The following is a 23,635-nucleotide window of genomic DNA, read 5'->3' as shown; positions in this document are numbered from 1 at the left end:
TATATAATTCGCGCACTTTGATGCAAGGTGTTGGGGCCGCGCCACTAGCGCGGCCTTTTGCATTTTGCGCAACATAACACTCCCTACAAGGGAGGGGCGGAGGCACTCTCTCTAACCAAGCACGACCCAGACAGGAATGTGAATGATTAAGATGTCCAAGATGCAGAAGCGTTTTTCCCGCACCGGCGGCGCCGTACTGGCGCTGAGCGCACTGGTGCCAGCCGGTGCCGCCATGGCCCAATCGGCTGATGCACAGCCAGCGCAAGCCGGCCAGCTGGAGACGGTCACCGTCACCGCGCAGCGCCGTACCGAAAACATCCGCGACGTGCCGGTATCGGTGTCCTCGCTGAAGGATGAGAAACTGGACGTGATCCTGTCCGGCGGCCAGGACATCCGCGTGCTGGCAGGCAAGGTGCCCAGCCTGAACGTGGAATCGTCCACCGGCCGTGTGTTCCCGCGCTTCTACATCCGCGGCTATGGCAACGCCGACTTCAGCACCTTCGCATCGCAGCCCGTGTCGCTGATCTATGACGACGTGGTGCAGGAAAACCCTATCCTCAAGGGTTACCCCATGTTCGACCTGGCCAACGTGGAAGTGCTGCGCGGCCCGCAGGGCACGCTGTTCGGCCGCAACACCCCGGCCGGCGTGGTCAAGTTCGAATCCGCCAAGCCTAGCCTGAAAGGCATCGAAGGCTACTACAACCTGTCCTACGCCACCCACGGCACCACCAACGTGGAAGGCGCAGTCAACATCCCCCTGTCGAACGAATGGGCGGCGCGCGTATCCACGCTACGCCAACACCGCGACGACTACGTATCGAACGCCTTCACCGGCGAGAACGACTCGATGGAAGGCTACAACGAGCATGCCGAACGCGTGCAAGTGCTGTACAAGCCGAACGCCGACTTCAACGCGCTGTTCAATGTGCACCAGCGCGTGACCTCCGGCAGCTCGCGCCTGTTCCGCGCCAATATCATCAAGAAGGGCACCAACGACCTGGTTGATGGTTTCGACGCCGACAAGATCTACACCAACGGCCAGAACTTCCAGAACCTGAAAACCACCGGCGGCAATGTGCGCCTGAGCTGGGACCTGGGCGCCGTCAAGCTGTACTCGATCACCGGCTACGAAGCCATCAACGAATACCTGAGCCGTGGCGATATCGACGGCGGCAATCCGGGCAACGCGCCGGCCGTGCCGTTCCAGGTGGAGACCGCAGGCAGCATTCCGGACCTGAAGCAGTACTCGCAAGAGTTCCGCGTGGAGTCGAAAAACGCCGGCCCGCTGAACTGGCAGGCAGGCGTCTACTACTTCAATGAAGACGCCACCGGCGGCACCGACAACTTCAACACCGCCGGCGTGCGCACCACCCGCGTCACCAGCCAGCAGAAGAACACCGCCTGGGCAGCCTTCGGTTCCGTGAACTACGCGGTGAACGACCAGTTCACCGTGCGCGGCGGCGTGCGCTACACCAAGGACAAGAAGGACTTCAACACGCTGGAAGCAATCAACACCGTGCTGGTTGGCCCATCGTCGGTTGGCGTTAGCAAGGACAAGATCAACTGGGACCTGAGCGGCACCTACGCGCTGAACAAGGACGTGAGCGTCTATGGCCGCGTGGCCACCGGCTTCCGCGCTCCGAGTATCGCCGCCGCTTCGACCTCGGTGCCGATCACCGTGGCCGATGCTGAAACCATCACCTCGGTGGAAGCCGGCGTGAAGGCCGACCTGCTGAACCGCCGCGCGCGCGCTTCGCTGAGCGTGTACCAGTACGACGTGAAGAACCAGCAGCTGACCGTCGTTGGCGGCAACTCCAACGTCAATAAGCTGATCAACGCGGCCAAGACCAAGGGCCACGGCGTGGAAGGCGAGATCGAAGGCTTCATCACCAACCAGTTCAAGGTTGCGCTGAGCGGTTCGTACAACTTCACCGAGATCAACGATCCTTCGCTGTCGGTGAACAAGTGCGCGCAATGCACGGTGACCGATCCGATCAACGCCGCAGGCCGCGTGGTCATCGACGGCAACGCGCTGCCGCAAGCGCCGAAGTGGATCTTCAACGCCAGCGCGCGCTACAACTGGCCGCTGGCTGAAGGCAACCTGTTCGTGCTGACCGACTGGTCCTACCGCAGCAAGGTGAACTTCTTCCTGTACGAAGCCAAAGAGTTCACCGGCAAGCCGCTGACCGAAGGCGGCGTGCGCGTCGGCTACAACTGGGCGGGCGGCAAGTATGAAGTGGCAGCGTTCGGCCGCAACATCACCGACACCCAGCGCATCACCGGCGCCATCGACTTCAACAACCTGACCGGCTTCATCAACGAGCCGCGCCAGTGGGGCGTGCAGTTCAAGGGCAGCTTCTAAAGGGAGCGCCGGCGCCGGGGGAATATTTTCATCCGGCGCTGGACAGCCTGACCGAGGCTCACTATAATATGGCCTCTTTTCCCTGATAGCTCAGTCGGTAGAGCGACGGACTGTTAATCCGCAGGTCCCTGGTTCGAGTCCAGGTCGGGGAGCCAGAATGCAAAGGCCTTGTGCGCAATCACAAGGCCTTTTTTGCATGGTTAATCCATGCTGCCCCCTTATTTGGAACCATGCCATGGAAATCAAAGTCAACTTCCTGGACAAACTCCGCCTCGAAGCCAAGTTCGACGACTTCACCGTGATTGCCGATCAGCCCATCCGCTACAAGGGCGACGGCTCGGCGCCCGGCCCGTTCGACTATTTCCTGGCATCGTCCGCCCTGTGCGCGGCCTACTTCGTCAAGCTGTATTGCAACACTCGCAATATTCCGACCGAGAACATCCGCCTGTCGCAGAACAACATCGTCGACCCGGAAAACCGCTACCAGCAGATTTTCAAGATCCAGGTGGAGCTGCCGGAGGATATCTCGGAGAAGGACCGCCAGGGCATCCTGCGCTCCATCGACCGCTGCACGGTGAAGAAAGTGGTGCAGGCCGGACCCGAGTTCGTGATCGAGGAAGTGGCCAACCTGGACGCCGATGCGCAGGCGCTGCTGATGGTGAACCCATCGTCCGAAGCGAGCACCTACATCGTGGGCAAGGACCTGCCGCTGGAGCAGACCATCGCCAATATGTCGACCGTGCTGGCGAACCTGGGCATCAAGATTGAAATCGCCTCGTGGCGCAATATCGTGCCCAATGTGTGGTCGCTGCACATCCGCGACGCGCATTCGCCGATGTGCTTCACCAACGGCAAGGGCGCAACCAAGGAAAGCGCGCTGGCCTCGGCGCTGGGCGAGTACATCGAACGCCTGAACAACAACCACTTCTACGCCGGCGCGTACTGGGGTGAAGACATCGCCAACGCGGAGTTCGTGCATTACCCGAACGAGCGCTGGTTCAAGCCCGGCAAGAAGGACGCGCTGCCGGCCGAGATCCTGGATGAGTACTGCCTGGAGATCTACAATGCCGACCGCGAACTGCGCGGCTCGCATCTGTACGACACCAATTCCGGCAACACGGAGCGCGGCATCTGCTCGCTGCCGTACGTGCGCCTGTCGGACGGCGAGACGGTGTACTTCCCGTCCAACCTGGTGGAGAACCTCTTCGTCAGCAACGGCATGAGCGCCGGTAACACGCTGGCCGAAGCGCAGGTGCAGTGCCTGTCGGAGATCTTCGAGCGTGCCGTGAAGCGCGAAATCCTGGAAGGCGAAATCGCCCTGCCGGACGTGCCGCAGGAAGTGCTGGCGAAATACCCCGGCATCGTGGCCGGCATCCAGGGCCTGGAAGAGCAGGGTTTCCCGGTGCTGGTAAAGGATGCGTCGCTGGGCGGCGCCTATCCCGTCATGTGCGTAACCCTGATGAACCCGCGCACCGGCGGCGTGTTTGCTTCCTTCGGCGCACATCCAAGCTTCGAAGTGGCGCTGGAGCGCAGCCTGACCGAATTGCTGCAGGGCCGCAGCTTCGAAGGCCTGAACGATCTGCCCCAGCCTACCTTCGCCAGCAACGCGGTGACCGAGCCGAACAACTTCGTCGAGCACTTCATCGATTCCAGCGGCATCGTGTCGTGGCGCTTCTTCAGCGCCAAGGCGGACTACGATTTCGTGGAATGGGACTTCTCCGGCCAGGGCGAAAACTCCAATGCGGAAGAGGCGGCCACCTTGTTCGGCATCCTCGAAGCCATGGGCAAAGAGGCCTACATGGCCGTGTACGACCAGCTGGGCGCCATCGCCTGCCGCATCCTGGTGCCGGGCTATTCGGAAGTGTATCCGATAGAGGACCTGGTCTGGGACAACACCAACAAGGCGCTGCTGTTCCGCGCCGACATCCTGAACCTGCACCGCCTGGACGACGACAGCCTGGAATCCCTGTTGGACCGCCTGGAGAACAACGAGCTGGATGACTACGGCGACATCGCCACCCTGATCGGCGTGGAATTCGACGAGAACACGGAGTGGGGCCAGCTGACGGTGCTGGAACTGAAGCTGCTGATCAACCTCGCCCTGCAGCAGTTCGAAGAAGCGCACGAACTGGTGGGCGCCTTCCTGCAGTACAACGACAACACGGTCGAGCGCCGGCTGTTCTACCAGGCCCTGAACGTGGTGCTGGAAGTGGAGCTGGACGACGAGCTGGAACTGGAAGACTACGTAGGCAACTTCCGCCGCATGTTCGGCAACCCGCGCATGGACGCGGCGCTGGGCTCGATGGACGGCAGCGTGCGTTTCCACGGCCTGACGCCAACCAGCATGAAGCTGGAAGGCCTGGACCGCCACGAGCGCCTCATCGACAGCTACAAGAAGCTCCACGCCGCCCGTGCCAGGGCTGGTGCAAACTGAAGCCGCCGACAGGCCTTACTTGGCGGGCTTGGGCGGCGTGCGGGGCTTGCCGTCCACGTAGAGCGTGCGGGTGGCGCCTTTGATGACGTATTTGACTTCGGCATTGCGCGGCACGGGGCCATAGGACTGGCCGTTCACATAGACGACGCCGTCCTTCAATTCCACTTTGTCGTCCAGGACGGTGGCGATGGCTGCGCTGCCGCGCAAGGTGCCGACGGCCTGGCCGTCGGTGATGCTGACGGAGCTGCTGTTGCTGTCGGCCAGAGCGAAGGAAGGTTGCGTCAGCAATGCGGCCAGCAGGGGCAGGATGCGGAGGGTGTGTTGCATGGCTTTTCGGTCAAAGTGGCTATTGTGTCATCAACTATACACCAGGAAAGGTAATATTCGTGGAGCTCCAATCCACTGATTTCACCGATCCACTCAAGGGGGTATATCGCTATGGCTGTCAAACCGTCCAACGTCCAACGCTATGTGCTGATGCCGAAGCGCGGCTTGTATTCGCCGGCACTGAAGCTGACCGCGTCCAGCGAGGAGAAATTCGCCAACGCGCTGTTCGTGCGCACCGGGCTGTCCAGCAAAGCCAGGGCCGCCAGGCCGAAGGCCGTAAAGGTCGTGCATTCGCTTGCGGAGACGGGGCCGAAGCTGGTGGAGCTGAGCGACGCGGAGGCGACTGCGCTGAAAGCCAGCAATGCGGGCATCAAGCTGGTGCCGGAGGTACTCTACTATCCCGCGCGCAGCCCCAGATGGGAAATCCTGAAGCGCGCCAGCGGCAAGGCGGCGGTTGGCGCGGCCGCCGGCATTAGCCTCAAGGTGGCCGATGCGGTCAGCGGCAAGCCGGTGAAGGGCGCGACGGTGGTGGCGTTTACGGACTTTGCCGCCGGAGTGGGGCAGCAGGGCACGACGAATGCCAAAGGCGTGGTTAGCCTCAAATTCACGACGACCAGCAAGAAGCTGGAACTGTTGCTGATCTATGGGCCGGCCGGTTACTGGGGCTTGTGCGAACGCGCGGTGACGATCAGGACCGGCCAGGTAAAGAGGATCGCGGCAGTCGATCTGGGCGTGCCGGATTACCTGGACTCGCTGTACGGCGCCCACCAACGCAACGCGGGCGCCGGCGTGCGCGTCGGCGTTATCGACACCGGCGTCGATGGTGAGCATCCCGACCTGGAGGTGGCCGGCGGGGCGGCCTTTGTCGCCGACGAGAAGGACGCCGGAGGCTGGGGGCCGGCCGGGCAGGAGGGTGAACACGGCACGCACGTGGCCGGCATCGTCGGCGCGCGCGGCGAGCGGCCCCGCGGCAAGCAGGGCGTTGCGCCGGGCGTGACGCTGTTCAGCTACCGTGTGTTTCCGAATGCGGGCGGCGGCGCCAGCAACTACGATATCCTGCGCGCCATCGAGCAGGGCGTGGCGGACCAGTGCGACCTGCTGAACCTCAGCCTGGGCGGCGACACGCCCGACGAAGCGGTGCGCGACGCCATCAAGGCCGCGTTCGACCAGGGCACTTTATGCATCGTGGCGGCGGGGAACGATGGGCGCCAGCCGGTGTCCTATCCCGCCGCGTGGGGCGAGTCCGTCGCGGTGTCGGCCGCCGGCAGGCAGGGCACCTTCCCGGCCGGCTCAACGGAGCAATTGGATATTGCGCCGCCCGCTGCCACCAGCAACAAGGACGTCTTCATTGCGCAGTTTTCCAATATCGGCCCCGAAATAGACTTGACCGGGCCGGGCGTCGGCATCGTGTCCACGCTGCCGGGCAAGGGGTACGGCGTGATGAGCGGCACCTCGATGGCTTGCCCCGCTGCCACCGGCGCGGCCGCCGCGCTGCTCTCGGCTCAGCCGCAAGTGCTGGCGATGCCGCGCGATGGCCAGCGCACCACGGCCATGCTCGCGGTGATCAACGCGGCAGCCAAGCCGCTGGGCTTCCCCAAGGACCTCGAGGGGCTGGGCATGCTGCCCTGAGTTTGCCCTGAGCCTGCCGTGGGGCGTCGCCGGCGCCCTGCGGCGCGCGTGCTATATTGAAGCCATGAGCCAGGTGATATTCAGACGGACCAATGCTGCGGCGGTTTCCGCCGAGGAGGCGCTTGCCTTGCTCGGCGCCGTGCCGCAGGGGCGCGTCCTTCACCACAGCGGGAACAACATCCTGGCCGATATCGCGGACGAACACATGGCCGCGCTGCAGGAGAAACTGGCGGGCTGGATCGTGGCGCCGCAGAGGGAACGGATCGCCGTGCCGGACACCCGCCGGCACATCAGCTAACTCCCGGCGTCAATCCTTCAGGCCCTTGCCGGCCAGGATATGGGGTATGCATTGCTCCACCCGCGCGCTGCGGGTCCTGGATTGCTTGGCGCTGGCGAAGTGCAGCAGGTAGGCGCGCTGCCGTCCCGGCGTCAGCGCTTCGAACGCTTCCTGCAATTGCGGCAAGTCGTCCAGCTTTGCCTGGAATTCCTCGGGCATGTCGAAGTCCGCCGTCTCCTTGAACTCCACCTGCAGGCCGGCTTTTTCCACGCCGATGGCTTCCTGGATGTAGGCTTTCACCACGGCCTTCAACTCGTCCACCTGGCTGGCGCTGGTGAAACGGATCTGGCGCGCGGCCTGCACGTTTTTGGTCTGCTGGACCAGCACGCCTTCCTCATCCTTGAGCAGCGCGCCCTTGAAAAACAGGATGGCGCAGTATTCCTTGAACGTATGGAGCAGGACGATGTTGGCGTCGTTGAGGGTGTAGCAGGGCACGCCCCATTTCAGCTCTTCGTTCAGTTCGCAGTCCAGCGCAATGGCGCGCATGTTGCGCACGGCGGCCTGCCATGGGCCGGCTTTGTCCACGTACGCGTCTACCTTGGGATTCGTGTTTTTCTTCATAGTCAGCAGTCCTTTTGGAAAGCGATACAGCCAGCAGGAAAGGGTTGCCAATATAGCACAGCCAGGGGCTACCCAAGCATGTGGTTATGCTATGCTGGCGTATCAACAGACCGCCGCCCAGCCGATGAAATTCGTCCTGATATTCGTTCTCAGCAGCCTGATGGCGTACGCGGTGCAGGCGGCCGGGGTGACGCTCTGCGTCAGCGATCGTCCGGCCGCGCCGCTGACTTTCCCGGACCACGAAGGCCAGGCGCAATACCTGGCGCGGCAGGCCATGCGTGCGGCCGGCGTGGAGCCCAGCTTTGTGGTGCTGCCGTGGCGGCGCTGCATCGAGTCGGTGCGGGCGGGGCAGGTGGCCGGCGTGCTTGGCGTGCAGGCTTTTCAGACTTATAAGGACTTCGTCCGCTTCCCGCTCAGGAACGGCTTGCCGGACCGCGCCTTTTCCGTGGGCGTGGACACCTGGGTGGTGGTCACGCCCTCCGGTAGCGGCGTGCGCTGGGACGGCAAGGCATTGCATGGCGTGACGACGCCGATTTCCTATCCGGCCGGCGTCAACGTCGTCCGGCAGACGCTGGACGATCTCAACATCCGTAACGTGGACAGCGCCAGGACGGCGCTGCAGTTGATGCAGATGCTGAAGGCGCAGCGCCTGCAGGCTGTGGTGATGCGCGAATCGGACGCCAAGGGCTTCCTCGCGCAGGACGAGTTCAAGTCATTGCAGATCCTGGCGCCGGTGTTCCTGGTGTCGGATGCCTATCTGGTGTTCAGCAACGGCTATGCGCAGGCCTATCCCGGCCTGGTGGCGCAGGCCTGGGAAGCGATACGGCGCATCCGCGCCAGCCGCGAATGGGCGGAGCTGGCGCCGGCCCTGGCGAAATAGCGGGGGCTGGCGCAGCGCAGACAAGCGGAAGGAGGCAAGCCATGGCAGACCGGAAATGCTGGAGCACCCGCGCGGCGGCGAATGTGACAGCGCTGACAGCGCTGATGGTACTGATGGTACTGATGGTACTGATGGCGCTGACGGCGGCGCCGACGGCACTGGCTGCGGCAGGGCAGGCCTCGCCGCCGCAGCAGCAACCCTTCATTTGCCGCACCGAGGAAGCTGGCCTGGGCCAGCCGCTGGTGGACAACCAGCAGGGCATAGGCCATCCGGTATTCGACGCGGACCGCAAGCTGCTGGGCCACAGCCAGCACTGCAACGTCGCCACCCGCGTGCTGCACTTCTACTACAACGGCAGCCGCTTGAAGGCCTACGACGCGGCCGATCCGCCATCCGACCTGCGCACCATCACCGTGAACGGCGCCAAAGTGCCCTTCGTGGTGCGGGTGGAAGTGGGCAGCATCAACCGCTTCCTGTACACCATCGCCATGCTGGAACCGGCCGCGTGGAACCGCAAGCTGGTGTACTGGATGCGCGGCGGCGTCGGCATCGGCCACCAGCAGGGCATCCCGATGTGGGTGAACGAGCGCCTGAACAGCTCCGAGCGCGTGCTGATGCCCAAGCTGCTGGAGCAGGGCTACGCGGTGGCCAGTTCGTCCGGCAACGAGACAGGTGTGCACTACAACATGGTACTGGCGGCGCAGACCGCCTTGCTGACCAAGGCGCGCTTCATCGAGGCCTATGGCAAGCCGCAGTTCACCATCGGCATAGGCGGTTCCGGCGGCGCGGTGCAGCAATATATGTTCGCGCAAAACCAGCCCGGCCTGCTGGACGCAGGCATCGCCATCCAGTCCTATCCCGACATGGTGACGCAGACGATACCGATCTCCGACTGCCCGCTGCTGGGCCAGTACTTCAAGGAAGAGGTGGAACGCAATCCCGCCTCGATGTGGGCCAAGTGGCGCAACCAGGCGCTGATCGAAGGCATGAACGCCACCGACGCGTCCACCGAATGCATCGCGGGCTGGCGCATGGCGATGGCGACCGTGCTTAATCCCGTCTGGCGGGACCCGAAGTTCGACGCCGGGGCCAGGCAGTATGGCTATCCTTCCAATGTTTTCGCCAATGTGAAATGGACGCATTGGAACGACCTGGCCGACGTGTACGGCGCCGACGCCAACGGCTACGCGCCCATCCCGCTGGACAACGTGGGCGTGCAGTACGGCCTGGCCGCGCTGGCCCAGGGCCGCATCAGCGTGGATGAATTCTTGCGCATCAACGCCTGCGTGGGCGGCTGGAAGGAGCAGGCCGACTTCGTCACCTGGGACAAGGATGGCGACCCCTTCGACAGCCGCAACATGAAGCGCAGCGCCAGCTGCCGCGATCCGTCCGGCACGCCGTCGCCGCGCCGCGCGGGCGATGTAGCGGCCATGCACAAGGCATACGCATCCGGCCATGTGTTCACGGGCGAGCGCCTGGGCATGCCGGTGATCGACTTGCGGCCCTACCTGGAGCCCAAGCTGGACATGCACAACGCGCGCCAGTCCTTCTCGGTGCGCCAGCGCTTGCTGGACGCCAACCCGGCCGAGGCCAGGAAGCAGGTGATCTGGTTCACCAGGCTGGACGAAGACCTGAGCGCGCGCGTGATGGAAGCCTTGCCGGTGCTGGAGCGCCACCTTGCCGGCGGCGCCGCGCCGGCGGACTTCACGGACCGCTGCTACGACAGCGGCAATACGCTCATCGCCGCCGGCCCTTCTGTATGGGACGGCATCCTGGATGCGAAGCCGCCCGGCGCCTGCACCAGGGCTTACCCGATTTTCAGCAGTCCACGCATGGTGGCCGGCGGCTCCATCAAGGGAGACGTATTCAAGTGCGCGCTGAAGCCGGTGGAGGCGGCGCTGGCGGACGGCACCTACGCGGCGGGCGTGCAGTTCTCCACGGAGCAGGCGGCATGGCTGCGGCGCATCTTCCCGCAGGGCGTGTGCGACTACACGAGAAAGGACGCCGGGCGGCCGTGACCATCCCCCGCCCCGGGGATGTACCAAAGTACAGGTTACAAGGATTGCCAGCCTGCTTACAGTGTCCCTTTGGCCGTCCATAAGAGGGGATACATGAAACTCCATACTTTGTCGCTGAGGCGGACCATTTGCCTGTTCCTGGCGGTGATGGCGGTTCTCGCCTGCCTGACCTTGTGGGGGCTGCTGCAGGTAACGCGCGCGCAGGGCGACGTCAGTGCCGCCACGGCGGCGCGCTACCAGTCCTATCTGCTGGCCGACGAGCTGCGCCAAAGCTCGGACGACCTGACCCGGCTGGCGCGCACCTATGTGGTGACCGGCGACCCGTCGTTTGAACGGCAGTACGGCGAGATTCTCGACATCCGCAACGGCAGCAAGCCGCGCCCCAAGGACTACGAGCGCATCTACTGGGACTTCGTGGCGGCGGGCCAGCTTAAGCCCAGCCCGGACACGGCGGCCGTGCCTTTGCTCACGCTGATGAAGAAGGCCGGCTTTTCGGATCGGGAACTGGCCAAGCTCAGCGAGGCAGCCGCCAATTCGGACGAACTGGTGAAGGCGGAGACCGTGGCGATGAATGCGGTCAAGGGCCTGTATGACGACGGCGCCGGCCACTTCACGAAGAAGGGCGAACCCAATCCCGAACTGGCGCGCCGTCTGACGCATGACGCGGCTTACCACCAGAACAAGGCCAAGATCATGCGCCCGGTGAACGAGTTCCTGGCGCTGCTGGACCAGCGTACCGGCAACGCGGTGCGCGAGGCGGAAGCGGCGGCGAGCCGCGCGCTCGACATCACCCTGGGCTTGTTGGCGTTTTCGCTGCTGGTATCGGCGCTGGCCATGTATCTCCTGTACCACAGCCTGATGCGCCAGCTGGGCGGCGAGCCGGCCTACACGGCGGACATCGTGCGCGAGATCGCGGACGGCAACCTGGGCGTGACGATGAGCTTGCGCCGCGGCGACCGGGGCAGCCTGCTGCACGCCATGCAGGGCATGGTGGGCAAGCTGTCCAGCGTGCTGGGCGAGGTGTCGGGCAGCGCACAGGCGCTTACGCGGGCGTCGGAGGAGATCAGCGGCACTTCGCTGTCGCTGTCGCGCTCGGCCAGCCAGCAGGCCGCCAGCGTGGAGCAGACCAGCGCCTCGGTGGAGCAGATGACGGCGTCGGTGTCGCAGAACACGGAGAACGCCAAGGTGACCGATTCGATCGCGGCGCAAGCGGCCAAGGAAGCGGCCGAGGGCGGGCAGGCGGTCAAGTCCACCGTGGTGGCCATGAGGCAGATCGCGCAGAAGATCGTTATCATCGACGATATCGCCTACCAGACCAATCTGCTGGCCCTGAACGCGGCCATCGAGGCTGCGCGCGCCGGGGAGCATGGCAAGGGCTTCGCGGTGGTGGCGTCCGAGGTGCGCAAGCTGGCCGAGCGCAGCCAGGTGGCGGCGCAGGAGATCGGCGAGGTGGCGGCCAGCAGCGTGGCGCTGGCCGAGCGCGCGGGCAGCCTGCTGGACCAGATGGTGCCCAATATTAAGCGCACCTCGGACCTGGTGCAGGAGATCACGGCGGCGTCCGAAGAACAGAACGCCGGCCTGGCGCAGATCAACCAGGCGGTGGGCCAGCTGAGCGAAACCACGCAGCACAACGCTGCCGGTTCCGAGGAATTGGCCTCCACGGCGGAGGAGATGAGCGCGCGCGCAGAGGAGCTTCAGTCGGCGGTGGCATTCTTCAAGGTGTAGGTCCGGGGCTCCAAGTTGGCAATCTGCTAAAATTGTGTCATCCCCCTCGCAGACCCAACGTACGGAGCAGGAATGAAACGTGTGATATTCAACCAGAAGGGCGGCGTCGGGAAATCGACCATCGCCGTGAATCTCGCCGCCATTGCGGCGTACCATGGCAAGAAGACGCTGCTGATCGACATCGACCCGCAATGCAATTCGAGCCGCTATCTGCTGGGCGACGCGGCCAAGGAGATCGAGCCTACCGTGGCTGGCTACTTCGAGCAGACGCTGAACTTCATGGTGTTCTCGCTGTCGGCGCGCGGTTATGTGCATGAGACGCGCTTTGAGAACCTGTCGCTGATGCCTTCGCATCCCGAGATCGGCGAACTGCAGTCCAAGCTGGAGTCGCGCCACAAGATCTACAAGCTGCGCGACGCGCTCAATGAGCTGTCCAAGGAATTTGACGAGATCATCATCGATACGCCGCCAGCTTATAACTTCTTTACGCAATCGGCGCTGATTGCGGCGGACAGCTGCCTGATCCCGTTCGACTGCGACGACTTTTCACGCCAGGCCTTGTACACGCTGATGAACAACGTCAGCGAGATCAAGGCGGACCATAATCCGGCGCTGGAAATCGAAGGCATCATCGTGAACCAGTTCCAGCCGCGCGCCAATCTGCCGCAGCGCATGGTGGACGAGCTGCTGGCCGAAGGGCTGCCGGTGCTGCAGAACAAGCTGTCCAGCTCCATCAAGGTGCGCGAGTCGCACGAGCGCTGCCTGCCGATGATACACCTGGACAGCCGCCACAAGCTGTCGCAGGAGTTCCTTGCGCTGTACGAAGAGCTCGAATTCGCGCAACAGAACCAGGCCAAGGCGCGCAAGCGCGGCTGACCGGCGCCATGGCCGGCGCGGTGGCCGACGTCGGGCCGCGTCAGGCCGCGCCGAATTCGCCGATATAGCGGGCGCGCGGCCGTATCATGCCGCCGTCCGCCGCCTGTTCGGCCGCATGCGCCAGCCAGCCGGCCGAACGCGCCAGCGCGAACAGCACGATGCCGCTGTGCGGCGGCAGGTCCAGCGCCAGTTCCAGCGCCGCCAGCGCGAAGTCCGAATTCGGCTCGGCGCCTTCGATGGCTGCCGCGCGGGCGGCGAGCGCCAGCACGCCTGCGGCTTGCGGCATGGGGCTCATCATCTGCAGCAGCAGCGCGGCGCGCGGGTCGCCATGCGGATACAGCGGATGGCCGAAGCCGGGCCGCATCGGCTGCAGGGCCGGCGCGTCCGCGCCGTTCAACTGCGCCACGATGACTTCCTTGGCCAGCAGGTAATGGCCGCCGTGTTCGCGGCCCGACAGCGCGGCCAGTCCCGCGCACAGCACGGCGGGCAGCGCGGCGCCGGTGGAAGCCACGCAGCGAACCGTGAAGGCGGAGTTGTTCAGCTCATGGTCCGCCATCAGCACGAGCGCGGCGCGCAGCAGCTCCTTTCCCGGCCCGTCCACGCGCCATGCGCGCGCTACCTGCTCGTGCAGCGGGGCGTTCGTCACCTCGACGTCCAGCAGCAAGCCGGCGAGCATGCGCATCAGCTGCGCCGGCGGCACGGGCGGCATGGGCGGTACGGACCGCGTGCCTGCCAGGCCGCACCGGCTGCAGCGCCAGCACCGGCAGGAAGGCCATGGCGCGCTCCAGCGGCGGCATCTTGCTGGCCAGCGCCGCGGCGGCAGCGGGCAGCCGCGGCAGGCCGTCCGGCGCAGCCGCAGCCGCAGTAGCATCGGCAGCCGCGGCCGTATCCACAATCGCATCCGCAGGCACAGCGTCGCCCCACAGAATGGCAGCAGCCTGCTCCAGCGTGGCGCCGGCCGCCAGCACGCTGCTGTCGCGGCCCCGGTAGTACAGCTTCCCATCCGCAATCAGCGATATGCGCGACTCCAGCACCGGCACGCCCCAGCTCATGGCGGCGGCAACCGCGTGTCCCGCGCGCTTGCCGTCCGCCTTGCGTGCGGCCAGGCGCAGCACGTCCTCGCGCGCATAGCGCTTGCTGCGCGCCTTGCCGTCCGCAATGGAAGCAAGCAGGCCACGGCTGACGTAGGCATACAGCGTTGCCGCCGATACGCCCAGTATGGCCGCCGCTTCCTTGGACGAGAGTTCTTTCTTCATGCGCAGCTTTATTTATGTTGATTGCCGGAGTCAAGATTGACGCTGTTTGCATGCGCCGCATAGACTCATTGTATGCACAAGAACACACCACTCGCAATGCCGTCCGCGCCGCCGGCGCACCGCAAGGTTCCCATGCTGCAGCCGCTGCGGCACCGGCGATATCGCCAGCTCTGGCTGGCCAACCTGCTGTCCAACCTCGGTACATGGACGCAAACCTTCGCCGCCGCCTGGCTGGTGGCGACCATGGCGCCCTCCGCGCAGACATCGGCGCTGGTACCTGCTGCCAGCTACGCCCCGATGCTGCTATTCGGCCTGCTGGCCGGCGTGGTAGCGGACGCGGTGCCGCGTCCCAGGCTGCTGTTCGCGGCGAACCTTTTCATGGCGCTGGCGGCGGCCGGCATGGCGGCGCTGGCCGCCAGCGGCGCGGCTTCGCCGGCTGCGGTGCTGGCGCTGATCTTCATGATGGGCACCGGATCCGCCTTCATGTGGCCGGCGTGGCAGGCCGCCATGTCCGGGCTGGTGCAGCCGGAGGAAGTGGAAGCTGCGGCCACGCTGAATAACCTGAGCTTCAACTTTGCCGCCACGGCCGGCCCCGCGCTGGGCGGCGTGCTGTTCCTGTGGGTGGGCGCGGCGCCGCTGTTCCTGTTCAATGCCTTATCCTTCGGCGGCCTGCTGCTGGTGTACCTGGACTGGATGCGCGGCAAGCCGGAGGCTGCCCCGGCGCCGGCTGCTGCGCCGCGCGGCGGCATCAGCTGGCACGGTTTCCGCGCCGGCCTGGCGGCGGCATTCGGCTCGGCCGCTTACCGCCGCCTGCTGCGGCACACAGTCTGCGTCTTTGGCGCCGCCATTGCCTACACCGCGCTGCTGCCGCTATTTGTGCGCGACGTGCTGCGCCGCGAGGCGGGCGCATTTGGCACGCTGATGGCTTGCGTCGGCATCGGCGCGGTACTGGCCGCCTTCCTGCTGCCGGAGTTGCGGGCGCGCTTCGAGCGGCGCCATGTGCTGGCCGGCGCCGTGGCATGGTTCGGCGCCATACTGCTGGTGCTGCCGCACGTGCGGCTGTGGCCCGTGCTCATGGCGATGTCGGCGTTTGGCGGCGTGGCCTGGTCGGCCATGGTGACGACGCTGAACAGCACCGCGCAGTCGTCTTTCCCCAGCGAAGTGCGGGCGCGCACGCTGTCCGTCTACCTGATGACCATGGCGCTGGGGCAGACCGCGGGCAGCCTGCTGTGGGGCGCAGTCTCGGAACTGGCCGGCGTGCCGCGCGCGATGATGCTGGCCGGCGGCTGCCTGCTGTTGTACGCGCTGTTGCTCGCGCGCCGGCGCACCGGGGCGCAGCAGTGTAATCTGTAGGCTGACACAAGGAAGGAGAGGGCGATGGCAATGCTGGAACTGGCCGAAGGGGGCCAGCTGTATTACGAATGGATCGCCGCCGGCGGCGACGCTGCCCACAGGCCGGTGCTGGTGTTCCTGCACGAAGGGCTGGGCTGCGCCGCAATGTGGAAGGATTTTCCTGCGCGGCTATGCGCGCTCGCCGGCTGCGATGGCCTGGTCTACGACCGGCGCGGCTACGGCCAGTCTGATGCGTTGCGCGGCAGCCGCAGCGTGCACTACCTGCACCGCTACGCGCTGGAGGAACTGCCGCAGGTACTGGCGCTGCTGGAGCGGCGGCCCTACGTGCTGGTCGGCCATTCGGACGGTGGCAGCATCGCACTGATCCATGCGGCGGACGACCCGCCAGGCCTGCTGGGCGTGGCCACCGAGGCGGCGCACGTGTTCGTGGAGGACGTGACGCTGGCCGGCATCCGCGTGGCACGGGAAGTCTACGACGCGGGCAAGCTGCGTGGCCTGTCGCGCTACCACGGCGGGAAGACGGACCAGATTTTTGGTGCCTGGGCCGACACCTGGCTGCGGCCGGCGTTCAGCCGCTGGAATATCGAGTACCTGCTGCCGTCGATTGCCTGCCCGGTACTGGCCCTGCAGGGCAGCGGCGACCAGTACGGCACTGAAGCGCAGCTCGACGCCATCGCAGCGCAGGCGCCGCGTGCGCGCCGGTCCATGTTGCCGGACTGCGGCCACACGCCGCACCTGGAGCAGCCGGAGCTGGTACTCGGGGCGATATCGGAATTCCTGAAAGAGCTGGAGGTGACATGATAGACCGCCTGGACCATCTGGTGCTGACCACCCGCGAGCGTGAACGCTGCATCGATTTCTACACCCGCGTGCTGGGGATGCAGCTGGAGACTTTCGGCGCGGGCCGTGTGGCGTTCAAGTACGGGGTACAGAAAATCAACCTGCACGAGTACGGCAAGGAGTTCTTGCCGAAAGCCGCCCAGCCGACGCCTGGCTCGCTGGACCTGTGCTTTATCGCGTCGATTCCGCTCGATGAGGTGATCGCCCGGCTGCGACACCTTGGCGTGCCAATCGAAGAGGGACCGGTGGCGCGCACGGGCGCCAACTGGCCGATCCGTTCGGTGTACCTGCGCGACCCCGACCAGAACCTGATCGAGATTTCCGAACGCGCCTGACCATTGGCCTGACCATTGCGGCGCAGCCGGCCCTCAGTCGCTGACCGGCGAACGGCAGGCCGCTTCGTGCAGCCACAGCCCGTTGCAGATGCGCGCGCGGCACAATCCCGCCTCGGCGCCGCCCAGGCGCTGGCAGCGGCGCAGCAGCGCATCCGTGCTGTCGCCATCGGTGCGCTCCACCACGTCGCGGGTATGCAGGATGGCCGATGGCTGGGCGCCGCTGTGGGCCACCAGCGCTGCCAGCAGCGTCACGTCGCTGTCCTGCTGCGTGGCGGCGGCGACGCGGGTTGGTCCTGCCGCTGCGCGGAACACTGGACGCGGCCGCGCTTGCAAATTGCGTTCCGCATGCATTGCCGGACGCGCCTGTATGGAGGCTTGCGGCGCAGCAGCCACCCCCGTAGTCGTTGCCGCGAGTGCCGCCGCTGCCGGCGGCGCCTTGGCTTGGGCGGCGGGCGGCGCGGCGCCGACTTTGGCGTTTTGCGCCGGCACCGCGGCGATGTCCGAGGCGCTCTGTTTGTGCCGGGCTGCCGCGATGGCCGGCAATGGCTCATTGACGATGGCGGCCGCGCGCCGCTCAACTTCTTCCTGCTCGGCCACCAGCGGAAGCTGCGGTGCGCTTGGCGCCAACGGCTGGCTGTAGCGGGCCGGCGCCATGCCGACGTAGCTGATGCTGGCTATGCCCGCCGCAACAACGGCGGCCAAGGTCAATAGCAGCACAAGCTGGCCGGGACGCAGCCGCGCGAGGCGCGCTCCCGGCGTACTGGCCTTGCCGCTGAGTTCCAGGCTGGCCAGGATGCGCCGGCTGCCATCCGCCGGCTGCGCGGCGGAGAACAGTTCCGGCTTTTGCGGTGGCGTGGATTTGTTCAATCTATCCTCCCAAGGTTTGATCTGCTTCGGAACGGCGCGCCGGCGGGCGGCATACGATGGTGCGATTCCGGTACTGCACGCCATCCAGTGTGCGGCCAGCGGCCCGGCCACGCTTTGACGGAGCGCACTATGCTTGTCGTTTCCTTGTCGCTGTTGTTTTTGTTCGTCTGTGTGGGCGGATGGTTGCTCCTGTTCCCCGCCGGGCGCGATGCCTTGGCAGGCGTGGCCTGGCCGCGCTGCCGCGCCGTATTGCGCAAGCGGCAGGCATGGCTGCTGGCGGGCGGCGCGCTGCTGCTGGTCATGCCCGCCATGCTGGCGCTGGTGGCCAGCCGGCGCCTGGCCTTGCCGGCCTTCGAGGCCGACGGGCACGCGGTCAACGTCCAGGTGGCCGATCTGCTCAAGGGCGAGCAGCTGGTGCCGCCGCCATCCCTGCCGCCGCTGGCCTTCACCACCGTGGAAGTGATGCGCGTGCGGCCCTTGCTGGCCGGCGCCAGCCGCAGCTGGCAACTGCTCAATCCCGACTTCGAACAGCGGCTGCTGCTGGTGTTCCGCATCATGAAAGAGCGCCACGGCTACGATATGGCGCTGCTCGAGGGCTACCGCAGCCCGGAGCGCCAGGACCTGCTGGCCAGCGCCGGCGCCAGCGTCAGCAACGCGCGCGCCTTCCAGAGCTACCACCAGTTCGGCCTGGCCGCCGACTGCGCTTTCCTGCGCGACGGCATACTGGTGATCTCCGAAAAGGACCCCTGGGCCATGCGCGGCTACCGCCTGTACGGCGAGGCCGCCGAAGCCGCCGGCCTGACCTGGGGCGGCCGCTGGACCATGATGGACTTCGGCCACACCGAACTGCGCCTGCCGGGAGCGAGGCAACGCAAACGCTGAGGCTTGTTCTGCCTCAAGAATGCATTGCGGGGCCGGTGGCACCATAGTTCGGGTCTGCCGACTGGCGCCACGGAGCTATCATGATGCGACGAACCTGGCTGTTCCTGACCGACTCCCGCAACCTCACCATCGCCGGCTTTGTCGCCATGGCCGCGCTGTTCTATCTCGGCGCCGAGCTGTTGGAACTGGCGCTGGTCTGGGCCGTCGCGGCGCTGGCCGCCGCCGTGCTGGCGTGGCTGCTGGTGCGCTGGCTGCGCCGGCGCCACGCGGCGCGCGCTGCCGCCGGGCTGGAAGCGGCCATGGCGCCCACAACAGCGCCCAACGCAGCGCCCTACACAGCGTCGGCCGCCGACGGCGCCAGCAGGCACGAAGTGGAAGCCATCCGCAGCGGCATGCTGGCGGCCATTGCTACCATCAAGGGCTCGAAGCTCGGCCGCATGCCGGGCTCGCGCGCCCTGTACGAGCTGCCGTGGTACATGATCATCGGGAATCCGTCCGCCGGCAAGAGCAGCGCCATCACCAACTCCGGCCTGCAATTCCCGTTCGCCGATGCACGCGTCGTGCACGGCGTGGGCGGCACCCGCAACTGCGACTGGTTCTTCACCGCCGACGGCATTGTGCTGGACACCGCCGGCCGCTACGCGGTGGAGGACGAGCACCTGGACGAGTGGCGCGGTTTCCTGGACCTGCTGAAGAAGCACCGCAAGCGTGCGCCGGTGAACGGCATCATCGTGGCGGTCAGCATCGCGGAGCTGCGCAGCGATCCGGACGGGGCGCTGAAGCTGGCGCGCAGCCTGCGCAAGCGCGTGCAGGACCTGATCGAGCGGCTGGAAGTATTCGCGCCGGTGTATGTGCTTTTCACCAAGGCCGACCTGATCGCGGGTTTTGCCGACTTCTTCGGCCAGTGCGAACGCAGCGAGCGCGAACGCGTGTGGGGCGCCACCATGCCCTACAAGCGCAAGGCCGGCAGCGAGGAGCTGCTGGCCTTCTTCGACCAGGGCTTCGACGAGCTGCACGCGGGCCTGGTGGACATGAGCATGGCCAATATGGCGCAGCCGCGCCGCACCCGCATGGCGCCGGGCGTATTCACCTTCCCGATGGAGTTCGCCTCGATGCGCGCGCCGCTGCGGGCCTTCCTGGCCACGCTGTTCGAAGAAAACCCTTTCCAGTTCAAGCCCGTCTTCAGGGGCTTCTACTTCACCAGCGCCTTGCAGGAGGGGCAGCCGGTCAGCGCACAGTCGCAGCGCATTGCGGAGCGCTTCGAGCTGGCGCTCAAGCCCGAGCACGAGGCGGCGGCGCCCATGCCTTACGGCGCCGCTGGCGGCTACTTCTTGCTCAAGCTGTTTCGCGACGTGGTGTTCGCGGACAAGGCGCTGGTGTCGCAATACGCCAGCCGCACCAGCACGCAACTCAGATACGCGGCCTTCTTCGGCGCGGTGCTGCTTCTGGGCGGCGCGCTGGGCGGCTGGACCTGGTCCTACATGGGCAACCGCCAGCTGGCGGCCAATGTGCAGGCCGACCTGGACAAGGTGGTGAAGCTGCAGGACAAGCGGCTGGACCTGCAGTCGCGCCTCGAAGCGCTGGAGATCCTGCAAGACCGGATCGAACAGCTGGAGAAATTCGGGCGCGACCGCCCCTGGTCGCTGGGCATGGGCTTGTACCAGGGCGGCCTGCTCGAACGCAAACTGCGCGAGGAATACTACGCGGGCGTGAAGGAGGTGATGGTCAAGCCGGTGGCCGCCAGCCTGGAGGCGCTGCTGTTCGAAATGAATGCCAATGCGGACCAGCTTGCGCCTCCCGGCGCGGCTGGCGCGCCGCCCGCCCCCGCGCCGCGCCAGTACGCCGACGCCAACCCCCTCAACGTGGAAGACGCTTACAATGCCTTGAAGACCTACCTCATGCTGGCCGATACTTCGCGCGCCGAAGCCGGCCATCTGAACGACCAGCTCACGCGCTACTGGCGCGGCTGGCTGGAGGCGAACCGCGGCCCCATGCCGCGCGAGCAGATGATACGCAGCGCCGAGCGGCTGCTGACCTACTACCTGGCGCAGTCGGGCGATCCTTCCTGGCCGCGCATCGAACAGAAGCTCGCGCTGGTCGACCAGGCCCGCGAAAACCTGCGCCGCGTGGTGCGCGGCATGCCCGCCCGCGACCGCGTGTACGCCGACATCAAGGCCCGCGCCGGCACGCGCTTCCCGGCCATGACGGTAGTGCGCATCGTCGGCGAGCCGGACCAGGCGCTGCTGGCCGGCAGCCACGCCATTCCCGGCGCCTTCACCCGCGAAGCATGGGAAAAGTACGTGCAAGGCGCTTTCCGCGATGCCGCCAGCCGTGAACTGCAAAGCACCGACTGGGTGCTGAAGACGGCCAGCAGGGATGACCTGACATTGGAAGGCAGCCCGGAGCAAATCCAGAAAAACCTGGTCGAGATGTACAAGGCCGACTACGCCAAGGAATGGCAGAAGTTCGTGCAGGGCGTGGCCGTGGCGGAGCTGGGCGGTTTCAACGGCGCGGTGGCGGCCATGAACCGGCTGGGCGACCCGCAGTCCTCGCCCATCATCAAGCTGCTCCATACCATCAACGAGCAGACTTCCTGGGACAACCCCACGCTGGCGAACGCGGAAGCGGAGAAGGCGCAGCGCGGCTTTACCGAGTGGATCAAGCACACCTTGCTGCGCCGCTCGCCGGCGCCGGTGACGGTGCAGCTGGACCCGGCGCGCTTCGAGCGGCCCATGGGCGCGGTAGGCCGCGAGTTCGCTGCCGTGGCCAAGCTGGTGTCGGTCAAGGACAAGGATGCCACGCTGCTGCGCGGCTACATGGATACCCTGTCGCGCCTGCGCACGCGGCTCAACATGCTGAAGAACCAGGGCGACCCCGGCCCCGGCGCGCGCCAGCTCATGCAGCAGACGCTGGAAGGCACAGGCTCCGAACTGGCCGACGCGCTGCGCTTTGTGGACGAGCAGATGCTGACCGGGATGACGGATTCGCAAAAGCGCGCGATACGTCCCATCCTGGTGCGCCCGCTGATGCAGACTTTCGCCGTCATCATCGGCCCGGCCGAGGCCGAGATCAACAAGACCTGGATGGCGCAGGTCTATGAACCGTTCCAGCGCGCGCTGGCTGCCAAATACCCGTTCGCGCCAGCCGCGAAGATAGAGGCCAGCACTGCCGAGATAGGCCAGTTCTTCGGGCCGGACGGCCTGGTGGCCAAGTTCGTCAACTCCGCCATGGGGCCGCTGGTGGTGCGGCGCGGCGACGTACTGGCGCCGCGCACCTGGGCCGACATGGGCATTGCGCTGTCGCCGCAAGCCGTGGCCCGCTTCCCCGGCTGGATCGCGCCGCTGGGGGCGGGCGGCATTGCCACCGCGTCGGCCGCCGCGCAAACCGTGTTCCAGATCCAGCCGCAGCCGGCGCCTGGCACGCTGGAATACACCGTGGAGATAGACGGCCAGCAGCTGCGCTACCGGAACACGCCTGCGCAGTGGACCAGCATGGTCCATCCCAGCCCGCAGGGCGTGCCTGGCGCGCGCATTACCGCGGTGGCGTTCGATGGCCGCAGCGTGGAGCTGTTCAACGAACCGGGCCAGTTCGGCCTGAAGCGCATGATTGACGCCGCCGCGCGCAGGCGCAAGGAAGAGGGCGTGCACGAGCTGCGCTGGACCAGCGGCGGCATCAGCGTGGCGCTGGACCTGAAGATCACCAGCAGCCCGGAAGCCAGCGGCAGCGGCGCCGCGCCGCAGGACCAGGGATTCCGGGGCATGACGCTGCCGGAGTCCATCGTCGGCGGACCGCCTGCAGCGGGCGACCCGCCAGGGCTGCCGCGAGCACCGCAAGTGCCGCAAAATCCGCAAAATCCGCAAAATCCGCAAAATCCGCAAGTACCGCAAAATCCGCAAGTACCGCAGCGCGGCCAGGCGGCCCTGGCCGCGCTGCCGCAGGGAGCGGCGCGATGAACCGCGCGGCCGCAGGCGGCATGCCCCAGCTGGCGCGCGTGGGCTACTTCGGAAAGATCCCCGCGCGCAGCGACTTTATCAAGGCCGGCGACAACCACGCGCTGGCCGAACTGCTCGACGGCTGGCTGGCCGACACCATGACGGCGCTGACGGCCGAACCGCGCTGGAAGCTGCATTACGACGCCATGCGTCCGCTGCATTTCGCCTTCGTGGGCACCCGCAGCAAGCGCGCCATTGCCGGCCACCTGGTCGCCAGCAGCGACCAGTCGCAGCGGCGCTTCCCCTTCCTGGCCATGAGCGCGCTGGAGATCGACGACCCGGCCGCCTTCCTGAAGCACGGTCCGATCGCGCTGGCCCCGTTCTGGGCCGCGCTGGCCGGCAGCACGGCGGCGGTCACGCTGGCCATGCATCCGGCGCCGCAGCTGCATGCCCTGTCCAGCACCGCGCTGGAAATCGATCCGCATGATGCGGCACATGGTGCCGCGCTGGACGACTTCCTTGGCCGCACCACGCTGGCGGGACTGGAGGCCATGCTGGCGCAGGAAGGCAGCCGCATCTCGGTGCGCCAGGCCATACTGGCGGTGGGCCTGTTGCTGCAACCGTTCGGCTGGAGCGGCAGCACGCGCCTGGACCGCAGCCTGGCGCTGCCGCTGCCGCGCGATCCCTTGCACCGCCCGGCCGCCGCCGCGCTGTGGCTGTCGCTGGCGGAGCCCTTCCTGCGCCAGGCGGACGTGGAACTGGCCTTGCTGCTGTGCGAGCAGGCCGGCCGTCCCATGCTGGTGCTGGGCTTCGATGGCGCGTCGCCCGCCACGCTGCGCGGCGTCATCGATCCGCAGTTCGCTGACGCGCAGCAGATCACCTTTGACAGCACCGGCTGGGTGGACGACATGATCAGCGCCGACCACAAAGTGCTGCGCCTGTCGGCCTGCCTGGAGCAGGACCGGCTCACGCTGCAGTCGGCCTGCGCGCTGTTCCACGAAACCTTCCTGTGAGGAGCAAG

The 23,635-nt window shown here is 66.3% G+C and carries 19 protein-coding genes and 1 tRNA gene; 15 read left to right on the top strand and 5 right to left on the bottom strand.

The window, feature by feature from the left end; all coding sequences use genetic code 11:
• The first annotated feature begins 142 nt into the window (after nucleotides 1–142).
• The 3 genes from ACFJI2_RS18150 to ACFJI2_RS18140 all read left to right on the top strand — a co-directional run bounded on the left by ACFJI2_RS18150 (nucleotide 143) and on the right by ACFJI2_RS18140 (nucleotide 4,796).
• The gene (locus ACFJI2_RS18150; protein ID WP_377701280.1) at nucleotides 143–2,362 is read left to right on the top strand and encodes a TonB-dependent receptor; all 2,220 of its coding nucleotides are present in this window, start codon (nucleotides 143–145) and stop codon (nucleotides 2,360–2,362) included.
• A 79-nt stretch (nucleotides 2,363–2,441) separates the two neighbouring features.
• Nucleotides 2,442–2,517: transfer RNA gene (locus ACFJI2_RS18145), tRNA-Asn, on the top strand.
• Between the two features lie 80 nt (nucleotides 2,518–2,597).
• Nucleotides 2,598–4,796, top strand: coding sequence for an OsmC domain/YcaO domain-containing protein (locus tag ACFJI2_RS18140; protein ID WP_377701279.1), 2,199 nt, complete (start codon nucleotides 2,598–2,600; stop codon nucleotides 4,794–4,796).
• Between the two features lie 15 nt (nucleotides 4,797–4,811).
• On the opposite strand, the gene ACFJI2_RS18135 is transcribed toward ACFJI2_RS18140, so the two are convergent.
• Entirely contained in the window at nucleotides 4,812–5,123 is a 312-nt protein-coding gene (locus ACFJI2_RS18135) for a hypothetical protein (protein ID WP_377701278.1), read from the bottom strand.
• Nucleotides 5,124–5,234: 111 nt separating this feature from the next.
• Between ACFJI2_RS18135 and ACFJI2_RS18130 the strand changes: the two genes are divergently transcribed.
• Both ACFJI2_RS18130 and ACFJI2_RS18125 read left to right on the top strand, forming a co-directional pair.
• Entirely contained in the window at nucleotides 5,235–6,752 is a 1,518-nt protein-coding gene (locus tag ACFJI2_RS18130; RefSeq protein ID WP_377701277.1) for a S8 family serine peptidase, read from the top strand.
• A gap of 64 nt (nucleotides 6,753–6,816) precedes the next feature.
• Entirely contained in the window at nucleotides 6,817–7,050 is a 234-nt protein-coding gene (locus tag ACFJI2_RS18125; RefSeq protein ID WP_377701275.1) for a hypothetical protein, read from the top strand.
• 9 nt (nucleotides 7,051–7,059) lie between these two features.
• Here ACFJI2_RS18125 and ACFJI2_RS18120 read toward each other — a convergent pair whose 3' ends face one another.
• Complete coding sequence (locus ACFJI2_RS18120) at nucleotides 7,060–7,650, bottom strand: YdeI family protein (RefSeq protein WP_377701274.1); 591 nt, start codon at nucleotides 7,648–7,650, stop codon at nucleotides 7,060–7,062.
• A 91-nt stretch (nucleotides 7,651–7,741) separates the two neighbouring features.
• Here ACFJI2_RS18120 and ACFJI2_RS18115 point away from each other — a divergent pair, with 91 nt between their 5' ends.
• The 4 genes from ACFJI2_RS18115 (at nucleotide 7,742) to ACFJI2_RS18100 (ending at nucleotide 13,149) form a co-directional block, all read left to right on the top strand.
• The gene (locus tag ACFJI2_RS18115; RefSeq protein WP_377701273.1) at nucleotides 7,742–8,530 is read left to right on the top strand and encodes a substrate-binding periplasmic protein; all 789 of its coding nucleotides are present in this window, start codon (nucleotides 7,742–7,744) and stop codon (nucleotides 8,528–8,530) included.
• A gap of 41 nt (nucleotides 8,531–8,571) precedes the next feature.
• A complete protein-coding gene (locus tag ACFJI2_RS18110; protein ID WP_377701272.1) occupies nucleotides 8,572–10,548 on the top strand; it encodes a DUF6351 family protein in 1,977 nt (658 codons plus the stop codon).
• Nucleotides 10,549–10,641: 93 nt separating this feature from the next.
• Complete coding sequence (locus ACFJI2_RS18105; protein WP_377701271.1) at nucleotides 10,642–12,273, top strand: methyl-accepting chemotaxis protein; 1,632 nt, start codon at nucleotides 10,642–10,644, stop codon at nucleotides 12,271–12,273.
• Nucleotides 12,274–12,345: 72 nt separating this feature from the next.
• On the top strand, nucleotides 12,346–13,149 hold the full coding sequence (locus ACFJI2_RS18100; protein ID WP_377701270.1) for a ParA family protein: 804 nt from the start codon (nucleotides 12,346–12,348) through the stop codon (nucleotides 13,147–13,149).
• Nucleotides 13,150–13,189: 40 nt separating this feature from the next.
• Here the strand turns inward: ACFJI2_RS18100 and ACFJI2_RS18095 are convergent, their stop codons facing one another.
• Entirely contained in the window at nucleotides 13,190–13,750 is a 561-nt protein-coding gene (locus ACFJI2_RS18095; protein WP_377701269.1) for a citrate/2-methylcitrate synthase, read from the bottom strand.
• Complete coding sequence (locus ACFJI2_RS18090; RefSeq protein WP_377701268.1) at nucleotides 13,692–14,405, bottom strand: citrate synthase; 714 nt, start codon at nucleotides 14,403–14,405, stop codon at nucleotides 13,692–13,694. The genes ACFJI2_RS18095 and ACFJI2_RS18090 overlap by 59 nt, the downstream gene beginning before the upstream one ends.
• A 72-nt stretch (nucleotides 14,406–14,477) precedes the next feature.
• Between ACFJI2_RS18090 and ACFJI2_RS18085 the strand changes: the two genes are divergently transcribed.
• The 3 genes from ACFJI2_RS18085 to ACFJI2_RS18075 are packed head-to-tail and all read left to right on the top strand — an operon-like array spanning nucleotide 14,478 to nucleotide 16,933.
• Nucleotides 14,478–15,758, top strand: coding sequence for an MFS transporter (locus ACFJI2_RS18085; RefSeq protein WP_377701267.1), 1,281 nt, complete (start codon nucleotides 14,478–14,480; stop codon nucleotides 15,756–15,758).
• A 24-nt stretch (nucleotides 15,759–15,782) separates the two neighbouring features.
• On the top strand, nucleotides 15,783–16,559 hold the full coding sequence (locus ACFJI2_RS18080) for an alpha/beta fold hydrolase (protein WP_377701266.1): 777 nt from the start codon (nucleotides 15,783–15,785) through the stop codon (nucleotides 16,557–16,559).
• A complete protein-coding gene (locus tag ACFJI2_RS18075; protein ID WP_377701265.1) occupies nucleotides 16,556–16,933 on the top strand; it encodes a VOC family protein in 378 nt (125 codons plus the stop codon). The genes ACFJI2_RS18080 and ACFJI2_RS18075 overlap by 4 nt, the downstream gene beginning before the upstream one ends.
• A gap of 33 nt (nucleotides 16,934–16,966) precedes the next feature.
• On the opposite strand, the gene ACFJI2_RS18070 is transcribed toward ACFJI2_RS18075, so the two are convergent.
• Complete coding sequence (locus ACFJI2_RS18070) at nucleotides 16,967–17,800, bottom strand: hypothetical protein (RefSeq protein WP_377701263.1); 834 nt, start codon at nucleotides 17,798–17,800, stop codon at nucleotides 16,967–16,969.
• Between the two features lie 129 nt (nucleotides 17,801–17,929).
• On the opposite strand from ACFJI2_RS18070, the gene ACFJI2_RS18065 reads away from it, so the two are divergent.
• The 3 genes from ACFJI2_RS18065 (at nucleotide 17,930) to tagF (ending at nucleotide 23,627) form a co-directional block, all read left to right on the top strand.
• Nucleotides 17,930–18,682 carry a M15 family metallopeptidase gene (locus ACFJI2_RS18065; RefSeq protein ID WP_377701262.1) on the top strand — a complete coding sequence of 251 codons (753 nt, stop codon included), beginning with the start codon at nucleotides 17,930–17,932 and terminating at the stop codon, nucleotides 18,680–18,682.
• A gap of 83 nt (nucleotides 18,683–18,765) precedes the next feature.
• Nucleotides 18,766–22,635, top strand: a complete 3,870-nt coding sequence (gene tssM, locus ACFJI2_RS18060; protein ID WP_377705863.1) for a type VI secretion system membrane subunit TssM — start codon at nucleotides 18,766–18,768, stop codon at nucleotides 22,633–22,635.
• Nucleotides 22,632–23,627 (top strand): type VI secretion system-associated protein TagF, encoded by a 996-nt coding sequence (tagF, locus tag ACFJI2_RS18055; protein ID WP_377701261.1) that lies wholly within the window; start codon nucleotides 22,632–22,634, stop codon nucleotides 23,625–23,627. Before tssM ends, tagF begins: the two co-directional genes overlap by 4 nt.
• Nucleotides 23,628–23,635 lie beyond the last annotated feature (8 nt).

This window comes from Pseudoduganella sp. UC29_71, assembly GCF_042693265.1.
Lineage (GTDB): Bacteria > Pseudomonadota > Gammaproteobacteria > Burkholderiales > Burkholderiaceae_D > Rugamonas.
This window is presented reverse-complemented; position numbering and strand designations above follow the sequence as displayed.

Excerpts from the sequence above, each read along its gene's own strand:
- ACFJI2_RS18085 (WP_377701267.1), top strand. The coding sequence starts at position 14,478 with ATGCACAAGAACACACCACTCGCAATGCCGTCCGCGCCGCCGGCGCAC.
- ACFJI2_RS18065 (WP_377701262.1), top strand. The coding sequence starts at position 17,930 with ATGCTTGTCGTTTCCTTGTCGCTGTTGTTTTTGTTCGTCTGTGTGGGC.
- ACFJI2_RS18105 (WP_377701271.1), top strand. The coding sequence starts at position 10,642 with ATGAAACTCCATACTTTGTCGCTGAGGCGGACCATTTGCCTGTTCCTG.
- ACFJI2_RS18080 (WP_377701266.1), top strand. The coding sequence starts at position 15,783 with ATGGCAATGCTGGAACTGGCCGAAGGGGGCCAGCTGTATTACGAATGG.
- ACFJI2_RS18090 (WP_377701268.1), bottom strand. The coding sequence starts at position 14,405 with ATGAAGAAAGAACTCTCGTCCAAGGAAGCGGCGGCCATACTGGGCGTA.
- ACFJI2_RS18150 (WP_377701280.1), top strand. The coding sequence starts at position 143 with ATGATTAAGATGTCCAAGATGCAGAAGCGTTTTTCCCGCACCGGCGGC.
- ACFJI2_RS18120 (WP_377701274.1), bottom strand. The coding sequence starts at position 7,650 with ATGAAGAAAAACACGAATCCCAAGGTAGACGCGTACGTGGACAAAGCC.
- ACFJI2_RS18135 (WP_377701278.1), bottom strand. The coding sequence starts at position 5,123 with ATGCAACACACCCTCCGCATCCTGCCCCTGCTGGCCGCATTGCTGACG.
- ACFJI2_RS18130 (WP_377701277.1), top strand. The coding sequence starts at position 5,235 with ATGGCTGTCAAACCGTCCAACGTCCAACGCTATGTGCTGATGCCGAAG.
- ACFJI2_RS18125 (WP_377701275.1), top strand. The coding sequence starts at position 6,817 with ATGAGCCAGGTGATATTCAGACGGACCAATGCTGCGGCGGTTTCCGCC.
- tagF (WP_377701261.1), top strand. The coding sequence starts at position 22,632 with ATGAACCGCGCGGCCGCAGGCGGCATGCCCCAGCTGGCGCGCGTGGGC.
- ACFJI2_RS18100 (WP_377701270.1), top strand. The coding sequence starts at position 12,346 with ATGAAACGTGTGATATTCAACCAGAAGGGCGGCGTCGGGAAATCGACC.
- ACFJI2_RS18140 (WP_377701279.1), top strand. The coding sequence starts at position 2,598 with ATGGAAATCAAAGTCAACTTCCTGGACAAACTCCGCCTCGAAGCCAAG.
- ACFJI2_RS18115 (WP_377701273.1), top strand. The coding sequence starts at position 7,742 with ATGCTGGCGTATCAACAGACCGCCGCCCAGCCGATGAAATTCGTCCTG.
- ACFJI2_RS18110 (WP_377701272.1), top strand. The coding sequence starts at position 8,572 with ATGGCAGACCGGAAATGCTGGAGCACCCGCGCGGCGGCGAATGTGACA.
- ACFJI2_RS18075 (WP_377701265.1), top strand. The coding sequence starts at position 16,556 with ATGATAGACCGCCTGGACCATCTGGTGCTGACCACCCGCGAGCGTGAA.
- tssM (WP_377705863.1), top strand. The coding sequence starts at position 18,766 with ATGCGACGAACCTGGCTGTTCCTGACCGACTCCCGCAACCTCACCATC.